Raw genomic sequence first — 22,780 nt, 5'->3', positions numbered from 1 at the left:
GATCAGGATCTGGCCGCGCTTGCGGAGAAGGTGAGTGCCTTCGACGCGGCGCAGCAGAACCTCGGATTTACGGCTACGCAGGCAGCCGGGATGGCGCTGCAGTATGAGAAGCAGCAGCTGTCGAGCACGTACCAGGCGTGTAATCCTTCGCATCCGCAGAAAGCTCAGGCTGAGAAAGTGGTGCCTCAGGCCACGGCGACGCGACACAACGGTCGGCCGGCTCGCGGGCAAACCACGGTCACGGCAGCGACTGTACAAGCAGTCCCGGCGCCAGTAACGCAAACAGAGCCGGTAACGCAGGTGGCCTCGGTCACGCCGCCGGCCGCAGCTCCCACTCCAGCCCAGGCCGGCAGTGGGCCCAATGCGGGGGAAGGAGGGGATACAGGCGTTGCGGGCGGCAGTCAGGCTGGCGATAAGGATAAAGGTGGGACGAACGGCACTGTCACCTCCAGCAGTTCCCCGGCGGAGAACCCTTCCGATGCTGGCGATAAGAATGCAATCACCCAAGTCGATATCGAGATACAACCGCCGGATACGAAAAAGCTGGTCGCCTGCAGCGATGTGGTTTTTAGCTTCAAGATGAAGCGCGCCAAGGGTTCCATGGGACAGGCCGATTTGACCGATGCGGCAATCTCGGCCAGCTGGAGCAGCGACGAGAAGACGGCGGGTACGACCGGCACGGGGGGAACCAAGAATACGACTGCGACAGGGACGGCCAGTAAAGGTGAGAGCACCCCAGCGCCGCAGATTTCTGCCATCACCCTGAAACCGGTGGATAACGATCCGGCGCAGGCTACTGGAACGTTTACGATCTACCGGATTCCCGCCGGAGCGCAGAGTGTGACGCTCAATCTGGCTCTGCCATACGGCTACGATACCGAACAGGCCAAGCTCGACCTGTCCGTTCTGCCGCCGGATGAGGCAAACGGAGCTCTTAACTGCATCCGCCAGATGCCGCCGCTGTTGCTGACGGCGGTTGGCGTAGACGTGGAGGGGGCCAGTTCGACCTCGCCGGGAGCCAAGTTCCTTGCGAATTCGAGCCTGGATGAACCCCTTACTGCGAGGCTTGGGGCAAATGCGATGCAGAACATTCGCGACGCGCACGTTTTTATTGGCGGGAGTTTGAGAATCTCCGGTATGGCTCAACCGGGTACTCTTTCCGCCTCGGCCTTTTCCAGCGCGGGCTATTATGCCTCTGCTGTGAACGCGACGCCCGACAAGATTGTTCAGTCCTGGGAGGGAGTCGGGAATGTCTCGGTCAAGCTTTTTGGCGGAGACCTGCGCATCGGCACATTTGATTCAGGGAAGGCCCCGTATCCGTACTACCCTCGATATACCTACACCACTCTGTCCCTTTTATTCTCCGGAGGCTTCAACTCTCCGCTTTCCGCTTCCCAGGCGAGTCCGCCGGTGTACTATGCGACAACCCAGATTCAAAACCAATATCCGAGTTCCTTCCCGACCGGTTCCAACTGCGCTTATGACACAACCAAAGCTGTTTGGCCGTGTTACGTCGCCTTTATTCCCGATGACCGGACAAGGTTTTACCGCCATTACGAGGCTGGTCTGCGACTCAAGCTTTATGGTGAGGATTTTGAGCACAGCAAATTACGGTATCCGGGTACGCTAGACGTTGCCTTCGGTCAGAATGAATATGTGACCGGGGGCAAAATGCACGGTCTCGTATTGCACATGGGCGGGGTGATTCCATTCCCTTTGCCCATACCGAAGTTTGATGCCCTCTACGCATTTGGAGCGCTCGATTCGGAGCTCAATGGCCCTATGACAAGCTGTACGCAGAACAACACTCCTTGTCAGCAGCTCATATTGGTTCCGGTGCCAGCGTCGTCGAGCATAACGTATCTAAGCCCGAATGTAGTCAATATCCCCACCGCTGAGCCCAACCGGGACCGATATCGATTCGGTTTCGGAATCGATATCCTGCACCTGCTCACGGCGAATCAGCAGAAGCAGTAAGCAGGGGTTCTAGGTTGTATCCCCATAGAGAGAGATGGCCTGAAAAGAAAGAACGTCCCCTTATCGTTGTCATCCCTCCGCTTCGCTCGCCTTTGGCTCGCTCCGGTCGGGATGACAGCCTTTTACTCTCGCTCTATGGGGATACGGCCTAGTCACATGTCTGCTGCAAACGCAGGAGAGCCCGCGCCTTGGCGCGGGCTCTCCTGTTAGAGCGGAGAAACGAAAAGGCTACTTGCCGCCGGCCAGCTTCTGGGTGGCGATCTGTGCGGCTGCGGTGCCCTTGTCCTGGTCCTTGATCTCGGCGTAGAGCTTCTTGGCCAGGGCTGGGTTGGAGGATTCGTAGTATCCGGCCAGCTCGAGCTTGGCGGCCGAGGCGGAGACGGCGGCGGTGGGGTGCTGGATGACCTCGTTATAGAGATCGACGGCCTGGCTGTCGCGGCCGGTCTGGCGGTAGAGGCCGGCGAGGGCCATCTTGGCCAGCGAGGCGATGCCGCTGTCATGCGCGCCGCCAGCCTGCTGCAGTTCCTTCTCGGCCGAGGCGGTCTGGTTCAGATCCATGTAGGTAAGGCCGGCGAAATAGGCGGCGTTCTTGCCGGTTCCGAGCAGGTTGTACTGGTCGGCAACCTGGACGAAGAGCGGATTGGCGGCCTTGGCGCGGTCGGCCGCGGTCTTGTAGTTGGTCTGGTTGGGAACCGCGGGCTGGCCGGGCGCCTGGAGCGGGGTGTTGTAGATGTCCATGGCCTGGCCGAAGAGGTCGTCGGCCTTGGCGGAGCGGGTGTTGTAGACAATCGCGGCGACGGTGGCGACGACGGCGATCACGACGACCAGGACGGTCAGTTTGATGACGGAGCTACGGTTGGTCTGGAGCCAATCGAGGCTGGAGGCAGTGGCTTCGGCGAAGCCGTCCTGTTTCAAGGCGTGACGTGTCTGTGTATCCACTCTTGGTCCTATCGGAGACTGCTGAATGCGGGAGGCCGGCGGGGGCCACAGGGGGCACAGGCCGACTCCGCGCGCAGGCCTCCAGTGTAGCAGCGGCGGATTCCGGGGGTCAAAAGCGGGGGATGGCGCCTTGGGCCGCATGGGGCCGTATCCACTGGTTTGCGCCTGTCCGGGCAGGAAACCGCAGGTTTCTCCACTGCGCAGGACTGGAAAACAGTCCTGCGCCGGTCGAAAAGACAGGTCTCTGCTTAAGCTATATGGGGGATACACCCTGAGGAGAGATACGGTGGCCAGGAGCCCGAATCCGGAGTTTATGCGGCGTGCCATCGAGCTGGCGACGCGCAATGTGCAGGCGAATGCGGGCGGTCCCTTTGCCGCGGTGATTGTGAAAGACGGCGCGATTGTGGGCGAGGGCGCGAACAGCGTGACGGCGACCAACGATCCGACGGCGCACGGAGAAGTGGTGGCCATGCGCGATGCCTGCGCGCGGCTGGGGGTGTTTTCGCTCGAGGGCTGCGAGATGTACACCAGCTGCGAGCCCTGCCCGATGTGCCTGGCGGCGAGCTACTGGGCCCGGCTCGATGCGGTCTTCTATGGCAACGACAGCCAGGCCGCCGCACGGGCGGGCTTCGACGATGCGTATCTGTATGAGCAGTTCCGGCTGGACCGCGGGCAGAGGAAGATGCCTTCGCAGCAGTTGCTGGCGGCTGAGGCATGGGAGAGCTTCGCGGCGTGGATCGCGTCGACAGAAAAGATCGAGTATTAGCTGCTTCGCGCAGGGCGGATCGCCTTGGGCCTCCGCTCCCGTTGGTCGCGATTTGGAATCTGTGGGGTGGATCGGAAAGGGGTGCCCCATCCAAGCTCCGCTTGGGTGGGACGGTACGAACCTTCGTGACGCCTTCCTCCTGCGAACCCACGTCTCAGAAGCGAGACGTGGGGCACCCGGGCCGTTCTTCTGAAAGGTCTTTGCGCGGAATGAGATGCGTGCGGTGGTACGAAGTCCTCTGTGCTCTCTGTGTCCTCTGTGGTGAATGGTCTTTGTGCCGCCCCACACAAGCCAACACCCGGCTTGTATGGGCCACCCGAGTTTTTTTGATGGGCAGCAGAAACCGCAGGTCCCTCCGCTGCGCTCGGGATGACAAGCGATTGCGGGATGCCCCAGGCTTCGCTCTTGTGGGCCGAGACAAAACGAAGACCTGGGACGGACGAAACGATCTCTCACTTCACGCCTGCAGGCTCGATTGCCGGAACCTCTGTCTTGACCTCGGACTGCACGCGGTGATCGACCTGGCGCTCCACCTCGTCGGCGTCGGCGTGGAGCAGGTGTCCGTGGTCGACCATGAGCTGGCCGCCGACGTAGACGCGCTCGAGCTCGCGCTGGCTGCCGATGAGCACCAGCGAGGCGTAGGGATCGAAGACCGGGCCGAAATCGGTTGGATCGATGACCAGGAAGTCGGCGTATTTGCCCGGCTCGAGGCTGCCCAGTCTGCTCTTCACGCCGAGGACGTCGGCCGAGCCCATGGTGTGCAGGGAGAGCACCTGGTAGGGGCTCATGGCGGTGGCGCTCTGGTACTTGTCGCGGATGGCATAGAGGCCGGTGCGCAGGTTCTCGAAGGGGTCGGCGAGGTCGGCGCTGGCTTCTCCGTCGACACCCATGCCGACGCGGATGCCGTACTTGAGGTACTTCGGAATGTCGGCGGTGCCCGAGGCGAGGCGGCCGTTGGAGAGCGGGTTCCAGCTCATGCCGGCGCCGGCCTTCGCGGTCTGCTCGAGGATGGCGTCGGTGGTGTGGATGAAGTGGCCGAAGATGAGCGTGGACTGCATGAGCCCGCCATCCACGAACCAGGGGAACTTGGCCTGTTCGGCGGCGATGGTGTCCGGCGGTTCAAGGTAGTGGCTCTGGTTGCCGAGATGGAACTCGCGCATGAGCGCGGCCTCCATGACCGCCTGCTGCGGGGTTTCGTTGAAGGCGGTCGAGCCGTTGAGCATGGTGGAGAGCGCGCGCGGCGAGGGATGCGCGGCCGTGTAGTCGAGGAAGGCGCGCAGGCGTGGGCGGGCGACGGCGAGGGTCGTCTCGGCCGGGGTGCCGGGCGGGACCTTCTCGACCTGGTAGCCATGGACGAAGCGAATACCGGAGGCGAGTTCGGCGCGGTACTGCTCGGTGTCGAAGTCGATGGCGCCGGGCTTCATGGCGGGGTTGTCCCAGGAGGTGCCGCCGTAGGCGAAGTCATAGGCGGCGGTGATGCCGTGTTGAAGATGATCGAGCGCGCCGTCGAGCGCGAACCAGTAGTAGTCCTCCGGCGCAGCTTTGGTGGCACGTGCGCCGTAGAGGTCGGCAATCCAGCCGGGAAGGGTTTTGTTGGCGGCCAGGCCGCGATAGGCGGCCTGCCAGAGATGGCTGTGCGCGGAGATGAAGCCGGGCATGATCCAGTGGCCGTGTGCGTCGAAGGTGGATGCGGCATGCACGGCGGCGGGTGGATCGCCGGCGGCGAGGGCGGCGATGGTGCCGTCACGGGAGACAAGCATGTAGCCGAGGAAGCTTTGCTGCTGGCCGGGCGCCATGGTGAAAAAGCGGGCGTGGGTCACCAGCAGCAGCGCCGGCTCTTCGCCCGCGGAGGCGGCGTGCAGCGCAGGCAGAGACAGGGCGAGAACCAGCAGTGCGAAGACACGGCAGAGGAGCGGGCAGCGTGAGGGCATGCACCCTTGATAGCGTGAAAGCTCTGGCACGGCAATGGAATTCGCGTACACTGGGGGCTTCCACCACTCTGGAATCGAGGGTCGCCGGTGGCCTTGCCGGCCGGAGGGGTGAACTCTTCTCTGGAGTACGCCATGGCGGTTGCAGGCGGATGCGGATGTTGTCGGGGCGCGGATAGGGATGCGCGGGCGAACCGCGCGCACGCGGGAGTAACGGGGTGAGCGGCGCGGCCGGCATGCTCGAGGGCGAGCGGTATGCGGCGATACGCGAGCGCTTCGGCGAACTGCATCCGCCGCTTGCGCCGCAGGCGGCGGTGGTCGAGGCCAATCGCTGCCTGAACTGCTTCGATGCGCCGTGTACGGCGGCGTGTCCGACGCACATCGATGTGCCGCGGTTCATCAAGAAGATTGCCACGGGAAATCTCGACGGCTCGGCGCGGACGATTCTGGATGCGAATGTGCTGGGCGCGAGCTGCGCGCGGGTGTGCCCGGTCGAGGTGCTGTGCGAAGGCGCCTGCGTGATGCATGGCGTGCATGAGAAGCCGATCGAGATTGCGCGCCTGCAACGCCATGCGATGGACCGCTTCCATGCGCGCGGCGGGCAGCTGGCGAAGAAGCATGACGTGCGTCCTGGACGTGTGGCCTGCATCGGCGCGGGGCCGGCGTCGCTGGCCTGTGCGGCGGAGCTGGCGCAGCAGGGCTTTTCTGTCACGGTGTTGGATCGGAATCCGCTGCCGGGCGGGCTGAATAGCTACGGCGTGGCGGAATACAAGCTGTCGGCGAAGGCGAGCCTTGAGGAGATCGCGCTGATTGCGGCGCTGGGTGTGGAGTTCCGTCCCGGAGTGGACGTGGATGCGGCAGCGCTCGAAGCGCTCGAAGCGGAATACGACCTGATCTTTCTGGGTGTGGGACTGGGCGCGGCGCATGCGCTGGCGATTCCGGGCGGCGATCATCCGGCGGTGGTCGATGCGCTGCGCTTCATTGCCGATTACAAGACGGCGAAGGTGACGCGGGTGGGCGGCCGGGTGGTGGTGATCGGCGCGGGCAACACGGCGATGGACGCGGCGATTGCGGCGCGGCGGCTGGGCGCGGAGGAGGTTTCGATCCTTTACCGGCGCGGACCGGAGAGCATGTCGGCCTTTGCCTTCGAATATGAGCATGCGAAGCAGGAAGGTGTGCGCTTCCTGTGGCAGACGGCGCCGGTGCGCGTGGTTGCGGAGGATGCGTTGGTGGAGTACATCCAATGCACGCAAGTGGACGAGCAGTTGCGGCCGGTGGCGGGATCGGAGTTCGACCTGGCGTGCGACCTGATCGTTCCGGCGATCGGGCAGTCGCCGCTGCTGAAGCTGCTTGGGGCGCTGCCGGGGCTCGTGCTCGACGGCGGACGTGTGGTCATCGAGCAGGCAACGGGAGAAACTTCACATCTCAAGTATTTTGCCGGAGGTGACTGCGTGAACGGTGGGCGCGAGGTGGTGGATGCCGTGGCCGACGGCAAGCGCGCGGCGCAGGCGATGACGGCCGTGCTGGAGGCGCGTTATGCGTGAGCCGAATCTTCAGGTGAATTTTGCAGGGGTGGTTTCGCCGAACCCGTTCTGGCTGGCCTCGGCGCCGCCGACCAACACCGGCGAGCAGATCATGCGGGCCTTCGACGCAGGCTGGGGCGGCGCGGTGTGGAAGACCATCGGCGAGCCGGTGCAGAACACGTGCTCGCGCTACTCCTCCATCGATTGGCAGGGGCAGCGGATGATGGGGCTCAACAATATCGAGCTCATCAGCGACCGGCCGATCGAGGTGAACCTGCGCGAGATGGCCGAGGTGAAGCGGCGCTATCCGAAGCACGCGGTGATTGCGTCGCTGATGGTGGAGTCGAGGCGCGAGGCGTGGCACGACATCGTGGCGCGCGCGGAGGACGCGGGCGCCGACGGGCTCGAGCTGAACTTCGGTTGCCCGCACGGCATGAGCGAGCGCGGCATGGGCTCGGCGGTGGGGCAGGTGCCGGAGTACACGGAGATGATCACCGCGTGGGCGAAGGAGAAAGCGCGCACGCCGGTGATCGTGAAGCTCACGCCGAATATCACCGACATTCGCGTGATGGCGCGCGCAGCCAAGCAGGGCGGCGCGGATGCGATCTCGGCGATCAACACGATCAATTCGATTACGAGCGTCGATCTCGACACGTTGACGGCGCGGCCGGATGTGGATGGAAAGTCATCGCATGGCGGCTACTGCGGTCCGGCGGTGAAGCCGATTGCGCTGAACATGGTGCAGCAGATCGCGTCGGATATCGATCTCCCGATCTCGGGCATCGGCGGCATCGCCACGTGGCGCGATGCGGCGGAGTTCCTCCTGCTGGGCTCGGGTACGGTGCAGGTGTGCACGGCGGCGATGCACTACGGCTATCGCATCGTGGAAGACATGATCGACGGCCTCGCCGGATGGATGCGTGAGAAGGGTTTCGCTTCGATCGAGGATTTTCGCGGGCTCACGGTGCCGCGCGTGACGGAGTGGAAGCACCTGAATCTGAACTACAAAATCGTTGCACATATCAATGAATCGAAGTGCATCGGCTGCGATCTCTGCATGATTGCCTGCTGGGATGGCGCGCACCAGTGCATTCATCGTGATCGCGTGAGCGGCGCGGTGGATGGGCCGGTCGAGCTGCATACGCTGCCGTCCGCGCTGGAGGCTGCGTCGAAGGCGTCGATTGCAGTGACGCCGATTGCCAGGCTCGATGCCGCGGCGATGGGCGTGGCGCAGGGCAGGACGCCGCTCGAGCGGGTTCCTCGCGTGGATGAGAGCGAGTGCGTGGGCTGCAACCTGTGCTCGCTGGTGTGCCCGGTGGAGGCGTGCATCACCATGGTCGAGGTACCCACGGAGCGCGCGCCGGAGACGTGGGAAGAGCGCACCTCAGGCAAAGCCGGGTGCGCCGTCCCAATGATGGAGCAATAGGGACTGGCTGTCCAGGCGTTTTGCTTCGCGCCTCCGCTCCCGTTAGTCGGCGCTAACCGCGCGGCTTCTCGCCTTCGGCTGCTTCGCGCAGGGCGAATCGCCTTCGGCCTCCGCTCCCTTTGGTCGCGATTTGGGATCTGTGGGGTGGTTCGGAAACGGGTGCCCCATCCAGGCTCCGCTTGGGTGGGACGGTATGAACCTTCGTGACGCGTTTATCCTGCGAACCCACGTCTCAGAAGCGAGACGTGGGGCACCCGGGTTCTTCTCCATTTCAGACAAAACCCGAATCGCGACCAAAGGGAGCGGAGGCCGAAGGCGATCCGCCCTGCGCGCAGCAGCTAGCAGCAGTTGCCTGAGCGGCCGGTCGGGGCGTATCGTTTGGAATTGTGTTCGGGTGGCATCCCCCGTGAGCGGGGAGCTGCACTGGAGAAGTCATGAGTCTGACACAGTTCTGTAGCGCCGGCTCCGGCGCGCCTGCTTCCAAAATCACATTTCCGTTTCTTGAAGAGAAGAAACGCGCGCATGTGCCGATCACGGCGCTGACGGCTTACGACTACGCCACGGCGCGGCTGGTGGACGAGGCGGGCGTGGACATGATCCTCGTGGGCGACTCGCTGGCGATGGTGGTGATGGGGCACGACAACACCCTGGCCGTAACCGTGGACGAGATGCTGCATCACACCCGCGCGGTGCGGCGCGCCGTGCAGCGGTCGCTGGTGGTAGCGGATATGCCCTTCGGTTCCTACCACGTGAGTGTGGCCGAGTCAGTCGCCAACGCGGTGCGTTTCGTGAAGGAAGGCGGCGCGGCAGCGGTGAAGATCGAGGGCGGGGCGACGCGCTGTGAACTCGTCGAACGGCTGACGGACGCGGAGATTCCGGTGGTCTGCCACATGGGGCTCACGCCGCAGGCGGTGCACCGCATGGGCGGCTACAAGGTGCAGGGCAAGACAGCCGCCGCGGCCGAGGTGATGATGCGCGATGCGCGGATGCTCGAGGCCGCGGGCGCTGCGGTGATGGTGCTCGAAGGCGTGCCGCGCGAGGTCGCGGAAAAGATCACGTCACAGTTACGCATTCCGACGATCGGAATTGGCGCGGGGCCGGGTTGCGATGGGCAGATTCTCGTATTCCACGACCTGGTGAACCTGAGCTTCTCGCGGCCGGCGAAGTTTGTGCGGCAATATGCGGACGGCGCGGCGCTGTTTCGCGGCGCCATCGAGAGCTATGTGCGGGACGTGGAGTCCGGCGCATTTCCCAGCGAGGAAGAGAGCTACCACCTGACAAAACAGGTGGCGGCGGCGCTCGACCTCGATGGCGGCGGAGACGGGACGGCGGACGATCCGGAAGCGATTCTGCGCGAAGCCTAACTTGTTAAGGAAAAATACATGCAGGTAGTACGAACGGTCGCAGAAGTGCGCGCGGCGCTGGTAGCGCTGCGTGCGGGACTGGGCGCGGTGGGGTTTGTGCCAACCATGGGCGCGCTGCACGAGGGGCATCTTTCGCTGGTGCGCGCGGCAAAGGAAGGCTGCGGTTCGGTGATCGTGAGCATTTTCGTAAACCCGACGCAGTTTGGGCCAAACGAAGATTTCGCGAAGTATCCGCGCACCTTTGAGGCGGATTGCGCGCTGCTCGAAGCGGAAGGCGTGGACCTGGTCTTTGCGCCGCAGGTGGAGGAGATGTATCCCCAGGGCGCAGCGACCTTCGTCGAGGTGGAAGGACTCAGCGACCGGCTGGATGGCGCGTCGCGGCCGGGGCATTTTCGCGGCGTGGCCACGGTGGTGGCGAAGTTGTTTCACATTGTGCAGCCCACGCGCGCCTACTTCGGGCAGAAGGATGCGGCGCAGGTGGCTGTGCTGCGGCGCATGGTGCGCGAGCTGCACTTTCCGCTGGAGCTGGTGGCGTGTGCGACGGTGCGCGAGGCCGATGGGCTGGCGATGAGCTCGCGGAACCGGTATCTCTCGGTCGAGGAGCGGAAGCAGGCGCTGGTGCTGAAGCGGGCGCTCGATGCGATCGCGGCATTGCAGGCCGCGGGTGAGCGCGATGCGGCCGCTCTGCGCGCGGCGGGCCTGCGCGTGATCGAAGCGGAGCCGGCGGCGAAGCTCGATTATCTGAAGCTGGTGCATCCGCTGACGCTTGAGGATGTGGCGCGCACGGAGGGCGAAACGCTGGTGGCGGTGGCCGCGTGGATCGGCTCGACGCGGCTGATCGACAACGTGGTTTTAGGGGATAGGGTGTAGGGGGTAGGGTATAGCCGGCGGTGGTCCACAGGCCTGTTGTTGGCCTGTGTATGATACCCGCCGCTTCTTACTTTGAGATCGGTGTGAGACCCACCCGGCTACGCGCCGAGCGATCCGCCTTCGGCCTCCGCTCCCTCTGGTCGCGCATGAGATTTGCGAGAGACCCACCCATGACGAAAACGGTCATGGGTGGGGCACCCGGCTTTATGCTTTTCCCTGAGCCCTGAGCCCTGAGCCCTGCTTACTGCGGCTTGGGCATGTCGTGGTGTTCGGCGCCTTCGGCCGGAGGCGTGAAGGGCACGGGCATGGAGTTGCCGCGATGGCAGGTGGCGCAGGTCACCTTCTTGTCTTCCGGGGTCGCGTCGGGGTCCTTGATCTGAGACATGTATTTCTCGTTGAGCTCCATGGTCATGGCGATCATGGTGCGCGCGGTGGCTTTTTCGGGCTTGGCGTCGGAGGCGAAGTCGGGCCGGTGCGTCGCGGCATCCTGCGCATGACAGAAGCCGCAGTGCACGCCGAGCGACTGTGAATATTCATGCATGCGCGCCATGAGATCGGGTGCGGAGATGTCCTTGGGGAGCACCTGGAGGTTCTTGGGCTGCATGTTCATGTCGTGATGCTGCGGCGGGGGTGGCGCGTCCTGGGTGGGGGTGGCGTGAGGTGCGGCGAGCGCCAGCGAGGCCAGAGAAAGCGTGGCGGCAAGGAGAGTGGCAGTGAGCGGGCGTGGCATCAGAGTACCTCGAATGAGTGTCGGCGCTGCGCCTCCATTGTGCCATGGACTGGCCGCTGCTTCGCGCTGCTGCGCGCAGGGGACTGCGCGTCCGGCGAATCGCTTCGCGTGGTGCTCCCTTTGGTCGGCGCTAACCGCGCGGCTTCTCGCCTTCGGCCTCCGCTCCCTTTGGTCGCGATTTGGGATCTGTGGGGGGATTGGAAACGGGTGCCCCATCCAAGCTCTGCTTGGGTGGGACGGTACGAACCTTCGTGACGCGTTTCTCCTGCAAACCCACGTCTCAGAAGCGAGACGTGGGGCACCCGGGTTGTTCTTCTGAAAAGTCTTTGTGCGGAATGGGATGCGTGCGGTGGTACGAAGTCCTCTGTGCTCTCTGTGTCCTCTGTGGTGAATGGCTCTTATTCTTCCCCACGCAAGCCAACTTCGGGCTTGCATGGGCCACCCGTCTTTCTCTCTCCGGGCTTACTTTTAGATTGGTGTGAGACCCACCCGGCCTGGGAGCTGTCTCTGGACGGCAGATCGGGTTTCGTTTGAAATAAGAGGCGATGAGCACGCAGAATCTTGCCTTTCTTTTTCCCGGACAGGGATCGCAGGCGGTCGGCATGGGCCGCGATCTTTATGAGAAGTTTGCTGTGGCCAAGGCCACTTTCGACGAGGCCGATGAGGCGTTGGGATATTCCTTGTCAAAGCTCTGCTTTGACGGCCCGGAAGAGCAGCTGAAGCTGACGGAATTCACGCAGCCGGCCATCTTCACGGTGTCGGTCGCGGTGGCGCGGGTGCTGGCTGAAAAGGGCGTGACGCCGAGCTTCGTGGCCGGGCACTCGCTGGGTGAGTACTCGGCGAACGTGGTGGCCGGGGTGCTGCCGCTGGCCGATGCGGTGCGCGCGCTGCGCAGCCGCGGCCAGTTCATGCAGGAGGCGGTGCCGGCAGGCGAAGGCGCGATGGCGGCGATCCTGGGCATGACGCCGGAAGACGTGGCGCAGGCGTGCGCGGATGCGGCAGCGGAAACCGGGGGCGTGGTTTCGCCGGCGAACTTCAACTCGCCGGAGCAGACGGTGATCTCGGGTGGCGCGGCCGCGGTGGCGCGGGCCGGGGAGCTGGCGAAGGAGCGCGGCGCGAAGAAGGCTGTGCCGCTGGCGGTCAGCGCTCCCTTCCATTGCGCGCTGATGCAGCCGGCGCAGGATCGCCTGGCCGGGGTGCTCAGCGCGATCTCTTTTGCTGACGCTGCGGTTCCGGTCGCGGTGAATATCGATGCGGCTCTGGTGACCAGGGGCGACGCGCTGCGCGATGCGCTGGTGCGGCAGGTGACCGGATCGGTGCGCTGGGTGGAGTGCTCGCGGCTGCTGATCGAATCGATGTCTGCGGGCCAGAAGCCGGTGCACTTCCTCGAGGTGGGCCCCGGCAAGGTGCTCACCGGGCTGCTGCGGCAGATCGATCGCGGGCAGAGCTGCCTGCCGGTGAGCGATGAAGCGTCGCTCGAGAAAGCGATTGCTGCGCTTAACTCCTAGTTTCCAGCTTTTAGCTCAAAACGGACGGCGGCCTTTTGGCCGCCGTTTCTTGTTTGCGATGGTTTTCTCTTTGAGACTCTGGCGCCGAATCCGGCACCGCAAAGCTGGGAACTGCGGAATCCGCACTTTGTATGCACGATTGAGGTATGAAGAAAAATACCTTGACGTATTCTTTGCCGCTGAATATACCGTTGTGCAGCAGTTCTTCCCCACGGATGTAGAACCCTCCGGGCCAATGCTTTTCTGCCGTCTTTTCCTCCGGATCGAAACGATCTTTATCCATGGAGAGCAAAGGCCACCGATCAAGACGCGGCCTTTCTCGTTCCCTCATCTACGAAGGAGATAGCTGTGAATCTTAAGCAAAGGTTTTCTGTAGCGACAGCCGCTGTTCTTCCGGTCTTAGCGCTTTGCGGGTATCTGTGTATGACCCCGGCCAAGGCCCATGCCATCACCAGTTGTCCGGATGGTGGGATTTATGCCCCGGTTCCAGATGCACCACCTGAGCCTGTGCTGTGCAGCAATGGCGCCGGTGGGAGCGTCGCTGAGGGAGATACCGGTTCCTTCACGTTCTGCGGCACTGGAGAAAACAGCATGGGCACCTGTGAGGCAGGCTCCTGCGTGAAGTGCTCCGACTAGCGGTGCGCACGTTCGAACCGTCGAATATACAGCAGCTCTTCCAGTAAGGATTGCTGGAATAACAATTCGATGACAGACCCTAAACACATTCTCTGAAGCGGTTGCCTATGCAATCGCTTCGGAAGTTCCTGCAATCAAGCGCACAGCCTGAATGGGAGAAATCGGATTATGTCGTCGCCACTGAAGGAAATCATTGGAAGGAATGTTGGAACAGCAGCTTTGACAACCGTGCTGGCACTGTCGCTCGGACTGAACGTTTACCTGGCCAGAAATGGCGGACTGAAGCCGCATCCGAAGCCGATCGTGCCTCTCGAGGCTGGAGCCTCTCTTCCCTCTTCCATTGCGATGGAAGACGCGACGGGCAAGCCGGTAACTCTGGAGTTCGCCGATGACAAGCGGCCCACAGTGCTGTATGTTCTCTCGCCGCAGTGCGGCTGGTGCAAGCGGAATGAGGAGAACATGAAGGCGCTTTATTCGGCGGAAGGTGACAGGTACCGCTTTGTCGGCGTATCGATTGCGTCGCAGAATCTTGCGCGGTATGTGAGCGATAAGCGAGAGCCTTTCCCGGTGTATCTGCTGAAGTCCAAAGACGAGATGGACCAGCTCCACGTACTGGGAACGCCGGAGACGATTGTCGTGGGGCCGGATGCGAAAGTGATGCGCGCGTGGCAGGGCGTGTATATCCAGCAAAATCAGGCGGAGGTTGAGAAGTATTTTGGAGTAAAACTGCCCGGCTTGCCAGAGACTGCGCAAGTGGAAAAACGTTCCGGTGTTTAGGCACTGCATCCGAGGTTGTCTTCCGGAATCCATTTGAGTGTTGAGACAGGGCGACGCTTGCGTGGACTCATTGCCCAGGTCTTTCGCCTTGGCTTCGGCTCCCTTTGGTCGCGAGTCTGACATGTGTGCCCGCCACAGAATCCTCGCTGGTAAAGAGAACCGCAGGTTCCTCCGCTTCGCTCGCTGTTGGCTCGCTTCGGTCGGGATGACAATCGTTTCAAAGAACAAAGAAAAGCAGCGCTCTCTCGATGGAGAGAGCGCTGCTTTCTTGTTTTTTAGAATTCTCGCCCTGCGATCCCTCTCCGGGAAAAGAAAGGCAAGATTCTGCAGAGGCTGGAAGCCGTCTTTACGGGCCGGTGTAGAGCTCTACCGGGGAGAATCCTACCGTCTTGGTCTTGTTGTCGACGCGGAGGAAGATCGGGGTCTTGCCTCCGTTGATGTCCACGCCCATCACGGTGCCGTTGCCGACCGAGGCGGTCATCAGGATGGTGTGCGAGCGGATGATGCCGTAATCGCTGGCCGGACCCCAGTCCTTGGAGAAGGTGGCGAAGCTGTAGTCCTTGTACTGCTGCGGGTGCTGCTCCCAGTCGGGGTCGTGGTTCCAGATGCCGTAGGCCTTCTTCATATCCTGCGACTCGACGGCGGCGAAGAAGGTGTTGAGCCGGTGCTCGGCCGGCCAGTGGCGTAGCAGGAAGCCGCTCACGCCAAGCACGACGATGACAATGAAGGTGGTGATGGAAATATTGCGGATCAGCCGTGCCTTCCGGGCATTATAGGCAGGGGCGTCGAGCAGAGTCATCGTGTTCCTTTCAGCAAGGGCTTCCTTGGTGTGTGGATGAGTGCGCACACCTTCTCTCTATTCTGACACCGCATGCGACCCGCAGGTTCCTTACAGTCATATAATTGACTGTCTGGACGCTTATCCATAGGATGGATTCATGCCGAGGCCGAGGAGCGAAGACAAGCGGAGCGCCATTCTTGCGGCGGCGACGCGTGTGATCGTCGCGCAGGGGCTGGGCGCACCGACGGCTGGTATTGCGAAGGAGGCCGGGGTTGCGAACGGTTCGCTCTTTACCTACTTCGAAACCAAGGCCGTGCTGTTCAATGCGCTGTATCTCGCGATAAAGACCGAGATGGCGGAGGGCGCGATGCATGATCTGCCTGCCGGCGCGGAGCTGCAGGAGCAGTTTTTCCATGTCTGGCAGAAGTGGATGTACTGGGCGGTCGAATTTCCGGAGAAGCGACGGGCGCTGGCGCAGCTTGCGGTATCCGACGAGATCACGCCGGAGACTCGCGAGGCCGGACACAGGGTGATGGCCGGCATTGCCGATCTGTTGGAGCGGAGCCGCGCCCAGGGCGCGATGAAGAAGGCTCCGAGGGCGTTTGTGGCCGCGCTGATGAATGCGATGGCCGAGGCGACGATGGATTTCATGACACAGGATACGGAGAACGCGAAGAAGCACTGCAAATCAGGATTCGAGGCCATGTGGCGGGCGATTGCGTGATTTTTTGGAGCAGGAAATGACTGACTAGTCAGTCATAAAAGGAGAAAGAGATGGAGCGAAATGCGAGCGTGGAGCTGTCGGGACGTGGAGCATACGTCATCACCGGGCCGACTTCGGGCATTGGACGCGCGGCGGCCTTCGAGGTGGCGAAGTTCGGCACGGTTGTGCTGGCAGGGCGCGACCGCGGCAGGCTGGAGGAGACGAAGCGGGCGATTGCGCGCAGAGGCGGGCAGGCTGTGACGGTGGTGTGCGATCTGTCGGAGATGGCGAGCGTCCGGCATGCGGCGGCGGAGATTGCGGGGTTGGGGTTGCCGCTGGCCGGGCTGGTGAACAATGCCGGCATCTACCAGCTGCGCGCGACGAAGAACTCACGCGGCTGGGATATGTCGTATGCGACGAACCATCTTGGTCCATTTGTGCTGACCGAGGCCTTGCTGCCGCACCTGCCGGATGGGGCGAACGTGGTGTTTGTGGCCTCGGGCGTAGAAGACATCGCGCGTGTGCCTGCGTACAAGTCCGGCTTTCGCGGCGGCCGGTATATTTCGGCCGAGGCGAGCGCGCGGGGCGAGTGGGAGCCGGGGGGATCGGCGAGGCCGGGCTCGGATGCGTATGCCACGTCGAAGCAGTGCAACCTGGCGGCGGCCTTCGCGTTTGCGCGGGAGAATCCGCGGCTGCGGGTGAATGCGGTAGAGCCGGGCTTCAGTCCGGGTACGCGCCTGGGGCGCGAGGCGAATGTTGTGGTGCGGAGGGTGATGCTGCCATTGCTCTCGCTGATGGCGCCGTATATCAAGTATTGGAGCACACCGAAGCTGGCGGGACGGGTGATTGCGAAGGCGCTGCGGAACGAGGCGGACGCGACCGGCGTGTACTACGACGACGAGGGGCAGCCGATGACGGCTTCCGCGCAGGTGCGGGACGCGAAGTTCCGGGCCCGCGTGATGGCGGAGACGCGGGCTCTGCTGCTCTAGGTGCTGCGCGCAGGGCGATCCGCCTTCGGCCTCCGCTTTCATTGGTCGCGAGCTGGGATTCTTGCTTGTGGAGGAAACCGCAGGTCCCTCCACTTCGCTCGCGTTGCTCGCTTCGGTCGGGATGACAGTCGGTTTTTTAGAAGACGATTCTTCGGAGACCCACCCATGACCAAGTGCGGGTCATGGGTGGGGTACGCGGGGTTCTTCGCTAGAAGCTAAAAGCTGTATCACCGGCTGTACTGCGTGCGTTGCTTTTCGGCGCGGCGCTCGAGGGCTAACGCGATCAGGCGGTCGATCAGGTCGGGATACTTCAGGCCGGAGGCATCCCACAGCTTGGGGTACATGCTGATGCTGGTGAAGCCGGGGAGCGTGTTGATCTCGTTGAGGTAGATCTTCGGGCTCTTCGAGGTCACGGGGTCCATGAGGAAGTCGACGCGGGCGAGGCCGGAGCAGTCGCAGGCGCGGAAGGCGGCGATGGCCATCTCGCGGATCTGCCTCGATTGTGTCTTGGTGATCTTGGCTGGGATGACGGGGTAGGAGCCTTCGGCGAGGTACTTGGCCTCGTAGTCGTAGAACTCCTTGCCGGGCACGATCTCGCCGACGACCGAGGCCTCGGGGGTGTCGTTGCCGAGGACGGCGACTTCGAGCTCGCGGGCTTTGCCGCGCTTACCGCCGACGCCCTGCTCGATGACGATCTTGCGGTCGAAGCTGGCGGCGAGATCGATGGCGGGGGCAAGCTCGGTGCGGTCATGCACTTTGCTGATGCCGACCGACGAGCCGAGGTTCGCGGGCTTGACGAAGAGCGGATACTTGAGCGCGGCCTCGACCTGGGCGATGACCTTCTTCGGCTTCGACTCCCAGTCGGCGCGCAGGAAGCTGACGTGCCTGACCATGGGCAGCTTTGCGGCGGCGAAGAGCTTCTTCATCACGTCCTTGTCCATGCCGGCGGCGGAACCTAAAACGCCAGACCCGACGTAGGCGATGTCGGCCAGCTCGAAGAGGCCCTGGATGGTGCCGTCCTCGCCAAAGGTGCCGTGCAGGACGGGCAGGATCACGTCGAGATTGAGCACGGAGCCCTGAGCCGCTGTGGCCTGGAGTTCGAGCGGCTTCGCTTCCGTTTCGAACGGGATCAGCGTGCTGGATTTGCCCTGCGAGGGCACGGGCGGCACGATGACCGACTCGACGCGTGCGAGCACGGCTGCGGCGGTGGTCGATTCGGGATCGCCGGCCCTTAAATTCGAGGCCGGGAGCTGCTTTGCGGGTTCTGCAGTGCTGCCGTTGAGGAGACGCTCGGCGTCGGAGGCGGTGACCCAGCGGCCTGCCTTGGTGATGCCGATGGGCACGACTTCATACTTTTTGCGGTTGATGGCCTTGAGGACCGAGGCGGCGGAGAGCAGCGAGACCTCGTGCTCGCCGCTGCGGCCACCGAAGAGAACGCCTACGCGGAGTTTTTTCATTCCGTGTTTAGTGTAGTTTGCGTGGGTGTTGGTGGAGGTGATGGAGTGGGTTCCTGGGTGGTGCTGGTGAGAAGAAAACCGCAGGTCCCTCCACTGCGCTTCGCTGCGGTCGGGATGACAGATCATTTTCGGTTTTGATTTCGTTTCTGTCCGTAACTCTGTCATCCCGACCGAAGCAAGCCGAAGGCGAGCGCAGTGGAGGGACCTGTGGTTTCGCATTTGTCTACATCACTGCCGTAACTGGCATTTCAGCATGCGCTCCGATAAAAGAGCGCATGGCATCGGACCGGCATTACTTTGTCTACCTCATGGCGAGCCGGACGCATGTCCTCTATTGCGGAATTACCAATAATCTCGAAAGAAGAACTTATGAGCATCAGCATGGATTGCTCGAAGGCTTCAGCTCTGAATATCACTGCACGAGGCTCGTTTGGTTCGAGAGCTTTGGCGATGTACGCAATGCCATAGGGCGCGAGAAGCAGATTAAGCGTTGGCGAAGAGAAAAGAAGCTGGCGCTTATTCGGAAGATGAATCCTTGCTGGGTGGATTTGAGCGAAGCCTGGAGAAACTAGAGAAAACCGCAGGTCCCTCCACTTCGCTCACTTCGTTTGCTTCGGTCGGGATGACAGAGTTTTTCTAAGTTGAAAGATGTTTGAGTTACAGAATCTTCTTTCCGAACGCGGATGATATCAGCTCGACGGCTAAGTCGGCGGTGCGGTTGCGTTCGTCTAACACCGGGTTTACTTCCACTAACTCGAAGCTGAGGAGGCGGCCGTGGTCGGCGAGTATCTCCATGGCTAAGTGGGCTTCGCGGTAGGTGGCTCCTCCGCGGACCGGGGTGCCGACTCCGGGGGCGTCTTCGGGGTCGACCCAGTCCATGTCGAGCGAGACGTGATAGCCGGCGGTGCCGCGTCCGGCGGCGCGCAGCGCTTCTTCCATCACGGCGCGCATACCGCGCTCGTCGATGTCGCGCATGGTGTAGACCTCGGAGATGCCGGCGCGGCGGATGTTCTCCTTCTCGGTCTGATCGATATCGCGCACGCCGACGAGGACGGTGTTCTCGGGGTCGATCTTGGGCGAGAAATTCGCGATGTTTGCGAGCGCATCGGGACCGAGGCCGAGCAGCGCTGCCACCGGCATGCCGTGCACGTTGCCCGAGGGCGAGGTAGCGGGCGTGTTGATGTCGGAGTGGGCGTCGATCCAGATGAGGCCGATCTTCTGCTGGCGGCGGCGATAGAAGGCGGAGACACCGGCGACGGTGCCCGCGGCGACGGAGTGATCGCCGCCGAGGACCAGCGGTGTGGCGCCGTCTTCGAGCGCTCGCTCGACCATGGCGGCGAGCGAGGTGCAGGTTTCGGTAATCTCGGCGAGGTAGCGGGCGTTGGTCTCACCGAGATGGCGGGTCTCGGCGATGGGGACGTGCACGTCGCCGGCGTCGGTGACCTGGTGGCCGAGGGCTTCGAGGCGCGCCTCGAGGCCAGCGACGCGCAATGCGGATGGTCCCATGTCGACGCCGCGGCGTGAGGCGCCGAGATCGAGTGGAACTCCGAGGATGTGGATGGGGCGCGTGGGGTGGGACTGGATGCCGCCGTGCAAGCTGGCAGATTCGGGGATATACGGGCCGGTGCGGGACATGAGATCGCTTCCTGCGGCCCGATATGCGCGTCAGGGCCGACCTGTCAGCAGACCACGAGAGCGGGAGTCCTGGCAATTGCGCTCCCATGGGTTGCGGGTTTGGGACCCTCCCTTATTGAGAGAACCGCAGGTTCCTCCACTTCGGTCGGAATGACAGATTATTTGTTTTGGAAAAGAAAAAGGGCACGGCCGAAGCCGTGCGGGAGGGGATGGACCTTCGTGATGCCGGCATTCTGCGAACCCACATCTCGAACGGAACGAGATGTGGGGCACCCGTCTTACGCTTTTATCTGAGCCCTGAGCCCTGAGCCCTGAGCCCTGAGCCCTGAGCCCTGCGAACTACGGGTAGATGCGGTTCAACGTACGTGCAAACGGAATCGTCTCACGCACGTGGTCGAGGCCGCAGATCCAGGCCACCGCGCGCTCGATGCCCATGCCGAAGCCGCTGTGCGGCACCGAGCCGTAGCGGCGCAGGTCGAGATACCACTGGAAGGATTCGAGCGGGAGGTTGTGCTCCTCGATGCGCTGCTTGAGCAGCTCGTACGAAGCGATGCGCTGCGATCCGCCGATGATCTCGCCGTAGCCCTCGGGTGCGAGCACGTCCACGCAGAGCGCGTACTTCGCGTTTTCGGGATCGGGCTCCATGTAGAAGGCCTTGACCGCGGCAGGGTAGCGATGCACCATCACCGGGCGATCGAATTGCGAGGAGATGTAGGTCTCGTCGGGCGAACCGAAATCGTTGCCGTACTCGAAGGGGTGCTCGAGCAGGCCCTTGGCGTGCGCGTCGTTGAGCATGGCCACGGCTTCGTCGTAGCTGAGGCGCGGGAACGGGGCCTTGATCGTCTCAAGCTTCGCGACATCGCGCTGGATGACCTTGAGGTCAGCCATGCGGCGCGAGAGGACGCGGTCGACGATGAAGCTGAGGAACTGCTCGGCCAGCTCCATGAGCTGCGCCAGGTCGCAGTAGGCCACTTCCGGCTCGACCATCCAGAACTCGGTGAGATGGCGGCGGGTCTTCGACTTCTCGGCGCGGAAGGTTGGGCCGAAGGAGTAGACCTTGCCGAGCGCGAGCGCCGTGCTCTCGATGTAGAGCTGGCCGGACTGCGTGAGGTAGGCTTCGTCGCCGAAATATTCGACGGGGAAGAGCGTGCTGGTGCCTTCGCAGGCGGCTGGCGTAAGGATGGGCGGATCGGTCAGCGTGAAGCCGCGATCGTCGAAGAAGTCGCGCGCGGCCTTGATGATCTCGGCGCGGATGCGCAGGATGGCGGCCTGGCGCGGGGTGCGAATCCAGAGGTGCCGGTTCTCCATCAGGAAGTCGGTGCCGTGCTCCTTGAGCGAGATGGGGAAGGGCGCGTCTTCGGGCACGCGCTGGATGACTTCGACATTCTCGACATCGAGCTCATAGCCGCCCGGGGCGCGCTTGTCGGCGCGGACCTTGCCGGTGACGATGACCGACGACTCCTGGGTGAGGCCCTTGATGGCGTCGAAGACTTCGGGCGTGACGGCGGCCTTGGGCACGATGCCCTGGATGGTCCCCGAGCCGTCGCGGAAGATGGGGAAGAGCAGCTTGCCGCTCTCGCGCAGGTTGTAGAGCCAGCCTCGCAGGGTGACGGTCTGGCCGTCGTAGTCGCCGATTTTGGCGATGGTGGTGAGCGGGGCGATGTTCGTTGGTTCGGTCATGCGGATTTCCTAAGTCTGATTTGTTGCCGGTGCCGGAGGAAAACTGCAGGTTCCTCCACTTCGCTTCGCTCCGGTCGGAATGACAACGTAACGTTTAAGGTTGGCGCCTTCCCACCCAAGCGGAGCTTGGATGGGGCACCCGGCCGGGGTCTTGCTTTCCCACGTCTCAGAATCGAGACGTGGGGCACCCTGGGTTCGTTCCTGTGTAAGTTCCTGCTGACTGCTGGCCGGTTTTGTGACTGACTGCTTGCTTCTCTAAAACTTTTCGAAGGCCTTCGCGGCCTTCTGCGCAATGGTTTCCGGGGTGTCTTCGAAGGCGTAGTGAATTTCGAGGACGCCGGCGGGCGACTGCGGCGCGGCCTTCAGGCCGGTGTAGACGTCGTCCCAGTTGAGGGTGCCGTCGCCGGGCCAGAGGTGCTCGTCCTTCTGCCCGTGGTTGTCATGGATGTGCGACGAGCGGATGCGCGGCTTGAGCGCTTCGAAGGTTGCGGTGAAGCCTTCGCCGAGATGCGCGTGGCCGGTGTCGAGGCAGACGCCGATGTCCTCGAAGTGGCCGGTGTTCAGGATCTCGAGGATGTTCTCGGGGCGTGTGACGTCGCCCTGCAGATTCTCGACGAGGAGCTTGACGCCGAGCGGGTTGGCGAAGGCGCGCAGGTGCTCGAGCGCGGTCAGCGAGAACTCGAGGGTGCGCGGGCTCCAGCGGTCCTCGCGCTCGCCGAGGTGCAGGATCAGATACCGGAACGGGATCTGTTCGGCGACTTCGAGGGCGCGCTTGATCTCGTCCATGGCGTCGATGCGGCGTGCCTTGTCGGGATGCAGGACGTTGACGGCGGGCGCGCCGGCGCGGCCCATCTCATAGTCGGGGAAGAGCGGGGCGTGCATGGAGAACGCCTCAAGCGGGTTCGAGCGGAACCAGTTTCCCAGATCGCGGACGGCATGGCGGTCGCTGTAATCGAAGTGCTGGCGTGCGGCGAAGAGCTCGACTCCCTGGGCACCGGATTTCTGCAGCGATTCAAGGAGCCCGGGATGGAGGCGATTGCGGAGAAAGACGTGCGTCGAGATGACTTTCAGCATGGATGAGACCTGCAAAA

20 protein-coding genes are annotated in these 22,780 nt (G+C 63.0%); 11 read left to right on the top strand and 9 right to left on the bottom strand.

What is annotated here, in order from left to right; genetic code table 11:
- Window positions 1-90: 90 nt before the first annotated feature.
- On the top strand, window positions 91-1,977 hold the full coding sequence (locus ESZ00_RS17395) for a hypothetical protein (protein WP_129209663.1): 1,887 nt from the start codon (window positions 91-93) through the stop codon (window positions 1,975-1,977).
- Between the two features lie 228 nt (window positions 1,978-2,205).
- On the opposite strand, the gene ESZ00_RS17390 is transcribed toward ESZ00_RS17395, so the two are convergent.
- Entirely contained in the window at window positions 2,206-2,916 is a 711-nt protein-coding gene (locus tag ESZ00_RS17390) for a tetratricopeptide repeat protein (protein ID WP_129209661.1), read from the bottom strand.
- Between the two features lie 286 nt (window positions 2,917-3,202).
- On the opposite strand from ESZ00_RS17390, the gene ESZ00_RS17385 reads away from it, so the two are divergent.
- Entirely contained in the window at window positions 3,203-3,682 is a 480-nt protein-coding gene (locus ESZ00_RS17385; protein WP_275669390.1) for a nucleoside deaminase, read from the top strand.
- A gap of 452 nt (window positions 3,683-4,134) precedes the next feature.
- Here ESZ00_RS17385 and ESZ00_RS17380 read toward each other — a convergent pair whose 3' ends face one another.
- Window positions 4,135-5,613, bottom strand: a complete 1,479-nt coding sequence (locus ESZ00_RS17380) for an amidohydrolase family protein (protein ID WP_129209659.1) — start codon at window positions 5,611-5,613, stop codon at window positions 4,135-4,137.
- Window positions 5,614-5,828: 215 nt separating this feature from the next.
- Here ESZ00_RS17380 and ESZ00_RS17375 point away from each other — a divergent pair, with 215 nt between their 5' ends.
- The 4 genes from ESZ00_RS17375 (at window position 5,829) to panC (ending at window position 10,793) form a co-directional block, all read left to right on the top strand.
- Complete coding sequence (locus tag ESZ00_RS17375; RefSeq protein ID WP_229741144.1) at window positions 5,829-7,154, top strand: FAD-dependent oxidoreductase; 1,326 nt, start codon at window positions 5,829-5,831, stop codon at window positions 7,152-7,154.
- The gene (preA, locus tag ESZ00_RS17370; RefSeq protein ID WP_129209657.1) at window positions 7,147-8,559 is read left to right on the top strand and encodes an NAD-dependent dihydropyrimidine dehydrogenase subunit PreA; all 1,413 of its coding nucleotides are present in this window, start codon (window positions 7,147-7,149) and stop codon (window positions 8,557-8,559) included. Before ESZ00_RS17375 ends, preA begins: the two co-directional genes overlap by 8 nt.
- Before the next feature lie 434 nt (window positions 8,560-8,993).
- Window positions 8,994-9,923: a 3-methyl-2-oxobutanoate hydroxymethyltransferase gene (gene panB, locus ESZ00_RS17365; protein WP_129209655.1), complete on the top strand. Its 930-nt coding sequence runs from the start codon at window positions 8,994-8,996 to the stop codon at window positions 9,921-9,923.
- Window positions 9,924-9,941: 18 nt separating this feature from the next.
- Window positions 9,942-10,793, top strand: a complete 852-nt coding sequence (gene panC, locus ESZ00_RS17360) for a pantoate--beta-alanine ligase (RefSeq protein WP_129209653.1) — start codon at window positions 9,942-9,944, stop codon at window positions 10,791-10,793.
- Window positions 10,794-11,034: 241 nt separating this feature from the next.
- On the opposite strand, the gene ESZ00_RS20150 is transcribed toward panC, so the two are convergent.
- Window positions 11,035-11,523, bottom strand: a complete 489-nt coding sequence (locus ESZ00_RS20150; RefSeq protein WP_164981587.1) for a c-type cytochrome — start codon at window positions 11,521-11,523, stop codon at window positions 11,035-11,037.
- 545 nt (window positions 11,524-12,068) lie between these two features.
- On the opposite strand from ESZ00_RS20150, the gene fabD reads away from it, so the two are divergent.
- Window positions 12,069-13,031, top strand: a complete 963-nt coding sequence (gene fabD, locus ESZ00_RS17350; protein ID WP_129209649.1) for an ACP S-malonyltransferase — start codon at window positions 12,069-12,071, stop codon at window positions 13,029-13,031.
- Window positions 13,032-13,041: 10 nt separating this feature from the next.
- Here the strand turns inward: fabD and ESZ00_RS17345 are convergent, their stop codons facing one another.
- Window positions 13,042-13,314 carry a hypothetical protein gene (locus ESZ00_RS17345; protein WP_129209647.1) on the bottom strand — a complete coding sequence of 91 codons (273 nt, stop codon included), beginning with the start codon at window positions 13,312-13,314 and terminating at the stop codon, window positions 13,042-13,044.
- A 581-nt stretch (window positions 13,315-13,895) separates the two neighbouring features.
- Here ESZ00_RS17345 and ESZ00_RS17340 point away from each other — a divergent pair.
- Complete coding sequence (locus ESZ00_RS17340) at window positions 13,896-14,444, top strand: TlpA family protein disulfide reductase (protein WP_229741158.1); 549 nt, start codon at window positions 13,896-13,898, stop codon at window positions 14,442-14,444.
- A 346-nt stretch (window positions 14,445-14,790) separates the two neighbouring features.
- Here the strand turns inward: ESZ00_RS17340 and ESZ00_RS17335 are convergent, their stop codons facing one another.
- Entirely contained in the window at window positions 14,791-15,243 is a 453-nt protein-coding gene (locus ESZ00_RS17335) for a hypothetical protein (RefSeq protein ID WP_129209643.1), read from the bottom strand.
- A gap of 139 nt (window positions 15,244-15,382) precedes the next feature.
- On the opposite strand from ESZ00_RS17335, the gene ESZ00_RS17330 reads away from it, so the two are divergent.
- Window positions 15,383-15,949, top strand: a complete 567-nt coding sequence (locus ESZ00_RS17330) for a TetR/AcrR family transcriptional regulator (RefSeq protein WP_129209641.1) — start codon at window positions 15,383-15,385, stop codon at window positions 15,947-15,949.
- 50 nt (window positions 15,950-15,999) lie between these two features.
- Window positions 16,000-16,917, top strand: coding sequence for an SDR family NAD(P)-dependent oxidoreductase (locus tag ESZ00_RS17325; RefSeq protein WP_164981585.1), 918 nt, complete (start codon window positions 16,000-16,002; stop codon window positions 16,915-16,917).
- Between the two features lie 227 nt (window positions 16,918-17,144).
- Here ESZ00_RS17325 and ESZ00_RS17320 read toward each other — a convergent pair whose 3' ends face one another.
- Window positions 17,145-18,374 carry a D-alanine--D-alanine ligase family protein gene (locus tag ESZ00_RS17320; protein WP_129209639.1) on the bottom strand — a complete coding sequence of 410 codons (1,230 nt, stop codon included), beginning with the start codon at window positions 18,372-18,374 and terminating at the stop codon, window positions 17,145-17,147.
- A gap of 275 nt (window positions 18,375-18,649) precedes the next feature.
- Here ESZ00_RS17320 and ESZ00_RS17315 point away from each other — a divergent pair, with 275 nt between their 5' ends.
- A complete protein-coding gene (locus ESZ00_RS17315) occupies window positions 18,650-18,946 on the top strand; it encodes a GIY-YIG nuclease family protein (protein WP_129209637.1) in 297 nt (98 codons plus the stop codon).
- 85 nt (window positions 18,947-19,031) lie between these two features.
- On the opposite strand, the gene rocF is transcribed toward ESZ00_RS17315, so the two are convergent.
- The 3 genes from rocF to ESZ00_RS17300 all read right to left on the bottom strand — a co-directional run bounded on the left by rocF (window position 19,032) and on the right by ESZ00_RS17300 (window position 22,763).
- Window positions 19,032-20,009, bottom strand: a complete 978-nt coding sequence (gene rocF, locus ESZ00_RS17310) for an arginase (RefSeq protein ID WP_129209635.1) — start codon at window positions 20,007-20,009, stop codon at window positions 19,032-19,034.
- 339 nt (window positions 20,010-20,348) lie between these two features.
- On the bottom strand, window positions 20,349-21,689 hold the full coding sequence (gene asnS, locus ESZ00_RS17305; RefSeq protein ID WP_129209633.1) for an asparagine--tRNA ligase: 1,341 nt from the start codon (window positions 21,687-21,689) through the stop codon (window positions 20,349-20,351).
- Window positions 21,690-21,944: 255 nt separating this feature from the next.
- Complete coding sequence (locus ESZ00_RS17300; protein WP_129209631.1) at window positions 21,945-22,763, bottom strand: sugar phosphate isomerase/epimerase family protein; 819 nt, start codon at window positions 22,761-22,763, stop codon at window positions 21,945-21,947.
- Window positions 22,764-22,780: the final 17 nt, after the last annotated feature.

This window comes from Silvibacterium dinghuense, from assembly GCF_004123295.1.
Taxonomy (GTDB): Bacteria; Acidobacteriota; Terriglobia; order Terriglobales; family Acidobacteriaceae; genus Silvibacterium; species Silvibacterium dinghuense.
This window is presented reverse-complemented; position numbering and strand designations above follow the sequence as displayed.

What these genes read in the sequence shown, in the direction of transcription:
- ESZ00_RS17395 (WP_129209663.1), top strand. Translation starts at nt 91, where the DNA reads ATGGCGCTGCAGTATGAGAAGCAGCAGCTGTCGAGCACGTACCAGGCG.
- ESZ00_RS17380 (WP_129209659.1), bottom strand. Translation starts at nt 5,613, where the DNA reads ATGCCCTCACGCTGCCCGCTCCTCTGCCGTGTCTTCGCACTGCTGGTT.
- preA (WP_129209657.1), top strand. Translation starts at nt 7,147, where the DNA reads ATGCGTGAGCCGAATCTTCAGGTGAATTTTGCAGGGGTGGTTTCGCCG.
- panB (WP_129209655.1), top strand. Translation starts at nt 8,994, where the DNA reads ATGAGTCTGACACAGTTCTGTAGCGCCGGCTCCGGCGCGCCTGCTTCC.
- panC (WP_129209653.1), top strand. Translation starts at nt 9,942, where the DNA reads ATGCAGGTAGTACGAACGGTCGCAGAAGTGCGCGCGGCGCTGGTAGCG.
- ESZ00_RS20150 (WP_164981587.1), bottom strand. Translation starts at nt 11,523, where the DNA reads ATGCCACGCCCGCTCACTGCCACTCTCCTTGCCGCCACGCTTTCTCTG.
- fabD (WP_129209649.1), top strand. Translation starts at nt 12,069, where the DNA reads ATGAGCACGCAGAATCTTGCCTTTCTTTTTCCCGGACAGGGATCGCAG.
- ESZ00_RS17345 (WP_129209647.1), bottom strand. Translation starts at nt 13,314, where the DNA reads ATGGATAAAGATCGTTTCGATCCGGAGGAAAAGACGGCAGAAAAGCAT.
- ESZ00_RS17335 (WP_129209643.1), bottom strand. Translation starts at nt 15,243, where the DNA reads ATGACTCTGCTCGACGCCCCTGCCTATAATGCCCGGAAGGCACGGCTG.
- ESZ00_RS17330 (WP_129209641.1), top strand. Translation starts at nt 15,383, where the DNA reads ATGCCGAGGCCGAGGAGCGAAGACAAGCGGAGCGCCATTCTTGCGGCG.
- ESZ00_RS17325 (WP_164981585.1), top strand. Translation starts at nt 16,000, where the DNA reads ATGGAGCGAAATGCGAGCGTGGAGCTGTCGGGACGTGGAGCATACGTC.
- ESZ00_RS17320 (WP_129209639.1), bottom strand. Translation starts at nt 18,374, where the DNA reads ATGAAAAAACTCCGCGTAGGCGTTCTCTTCGGTGGCCGCAGCGGCGAG.
- ESZ00_RS17315 (WP_129209637.1), top strand. Translation starts at nt 18,650, where the DNA reads ATGGCATCGGACCGGCATTACTTTGTCTACCTCATGGCGAGCCGGACG.
- rocF (WP_129209635.1), bottom strand. Translation starts at nt 20,009, where the DNA reads ATGTCCCGCACCGGCCCGTATATCCCCGAATCTGCCAGCTTGCACGGC.
- asnS (WP_129209633.1), bottom strand. Translation starts at nt 21,689, where the DNA reads ATGACCGAACCAACGAACATCGCCCCGCTCACCACCATCGCCAAAATC.
- ESZ00_RS17300 (WP_129209631.1), bottom strand. Translation starts at nt 22,763, where the DNA reads ATGCTGAAAGTCATCTCGACGCACGTCTTTCTCCGCAATCGCCTCCAT.